3 protein-coding genes are annotated in these 2,039 nt (G+C 61.4%); 2 read left to right on the top strand and 1 reads right to left on the bottom strand.

Annotation, left to right across the window (positions count from 1 at the left end; translation table 11 throughout):
* Nucleotides 1–508, top strand: a 508-nt coding sequence (locus tag GM79_RS08120; protein WP_035562030.1) for a carboxypeptidase-like regulatory domain-containing protein, incomplete at its 5' end; no start/stop codon positions are given.
* Between the two features lie 140 nt (nt 509–648).
* Nucleotides 649–1,704, top strand: coding sequence for a carotenoid 1,2-hydratase (locus tag GM79_RS08115; RefSeq protein ID WP_035562028.1), 1,056 nt, complete (start codon nt 649–651; stop codon nt 1,702–1,704).
* A 78-nt stretch (nt 1,705–1,782) separates the two neighbouring features.
* On the opposite strand, the gene GM79_RS08110 is transcribed toward GM79_RS08115, so the two are convergent.
* On the bottom strand, nt 1,783–2,039 hold a 257-nt coding region (locus GM79_RS08110; RefSeq protein WP_035562025.1), incomplete at its 5' end, for an ATP-binding protein.

The raw sequence follows: 2,039 nt of genomic DNA, 5'->3' as shown, positions 1-2,039 counted from the left end.
CCCGCAGCTGGCGGCCTCGGCGCCGGCCAGTCGCTGGCGCCGCTGGGCGCTGGCCGGCCTGGCGCTGCTGGGCTGGCAGCCCCTGTCGTCGTGCGCCTCCAAGCCACCCCAGCAGCTGCCGGCCCAAGCCACGGCCGCCGGCGCGAACCCAGCCGCTGTGCAATCGCAGCAGCTCATCATCCGGGGTCAGGTGTTTGATGGCGCGAGCAAAAACGCCGCGCAGGTCAATATTTTTATCAACGGCACGCAATACGGCACCGTGACGGACGCAGAGGGGCGGTTTGAGCTCCGCATGGCGCCCGACTGGGCACCCCTGGCCGGCGGCGCGCTGGAACTGCGGTTCGTGGGCAACCCCTTTGATTTCAAAGAGCAGACGTTGAGCCTGAATACGCGCACCACGCCGCAGCCAGCCCCGTTGGTGGTGCGCATGGAGTCGGTACCCCGGCGCGGGCAGGTAATGGGCAAAATCCGTATGCCCGAGCCCCCGGTAGCGCCGCCGCAGAAGTAAGCTCCAAGCCGCAAGCCGCAAGCTTGGGATTGTTCTATAATGCTCTCGGAAATCTACCGGGCTTGCACATCCGTGCCGGGCTTAAGCAAAGCGCATCATTTCCCCAAACTTTTAGCCCCGGAAAAGCCTTGTGGGAGGGTATGAAAGTTTTGCGTTTTGCCCTGCTACTTGTGCTGGCTTCGGCCTGCTCCATCCTCAAGCCCACTACCAAAAATGACGTTTTCCCCGGCCAGGCCCAGCTGCCGCAGGAGGAAGCGCCGCATGTGCTTAATTCCCTGGAATGGTGGTACTTCACGGGACATCTGAAAGACGTGGCCACGGGCGAGGAGTTTGGCGTGGAGTACGTCTTTTTCCATTTCAGCCCCGATGGCAAGAAGGATTACCAGATGGTAAATTTTGCCCTCACCGACCCGCAAACCCAGCAGTTCCAGTACGATTACAAGCTCGATAAGCTGGCCACGCCCCTCACGGCCACGCTGCCCATCAATCTGAGCGAAAAAAAAGACGCCCAAACCTGGACCCTCACCGGGCAGGAAGGCCGCTACCAGCTGCGGGCCCGCATGGCCGCCCACGCCGGGCAGGCCATCAACCTGAGCACCACGCCCACTAAGCCGGTGCTGCTGCACGGCGGCACCGGCTACGAGCAGTACGGCCCAGTGGCCCAGGCGGGCTACTACAGCTACCCGCGTCTAGCTACCACCGGCACCATCGAAGTAGGCGGTAAAACCCATCAGGTAACCGGCGAGCTGTGGTACGACCGGCAGTGGAACTGCGGCGGCGTGAACAAGCGCAACGTGGCCTGGGACTGGCTCAGCATCCAGCTCGATGAACCCCGGGAGGAAATAATGGTGTATGCGGTGCACGATACCAAAACCGGCCAGCACATCGGCGGCGGCTCGCACTACGGCGCCCAAAACCAAAACCTGCACCTCGCCGAAAAGGACTTCACCCTGGAACCCGTCACGTACTGGACCAGCCCCACTTCCAAAAAGAAATACCCCGCCACCTGGCACCTCACCGTGCCCGGCAAAGGCTACGACCTCACCATCACGCCCCTCGTGCCCAACCAGGAGCTGAATCTGCGCCTGTTTAAAGTGTTGAAATTGAACTACTGGGAAGGCATGTGCCGCGTCACGGGCACCCACAACGGCAAGCCCGTAACCGGCAACGCCTACGTGGAAATCACGAACCGATAGGGTTTTTTGAGCTGTTAGCTGTTAGCTGTTAGCCCCATTCAGTAGAAATAGCTAACGGCTAACAGCTCAATCAAAAATCTATTGATTGAGGACGATGCGGAACGTGGTGCCGCGTCCCACTTCGCTCCATTTCACGAAGAGGCGGCCTTCGTGGTAGTTCTCGATGATGCGCTTGGCCAGGGCCAGGCCCAGGCCCCAACCGCGCTTTTTGGTGGTGAAGCCGGGCATAAATATGCTTTGCAGCTTGTGGCTGGGAATGCCCTTGCCGGTGTCGGTGATATCGACGGCTACTTGCTGGGGCGGGGCGCCGCGCCGGTACCAGCTGCGGCGGGTGC

Origin of the sequence: Hymenobacter sp. IS2118 (assembly GCF_000715495.1) — a bacterium.
Taxonomy (GTDB): domain Bacteria; phylum Bacteroidota; class Bacteroidia; order Cytophagales; family Hymenobacteraceae; genus Hymenobacter.
This window is presented reverse-complemented; position numbering and strand designations above follow the sequence as displayed.

Coding starts and splice junctions, on each gene's coding strand:
- GM79_RS08115 (WP_035562028.1), top strand. CDS start 649: ATGAAAGTTTTGCGTTTTGCCCTGCTACTTGTGCTGGCTTCGGCCTGC.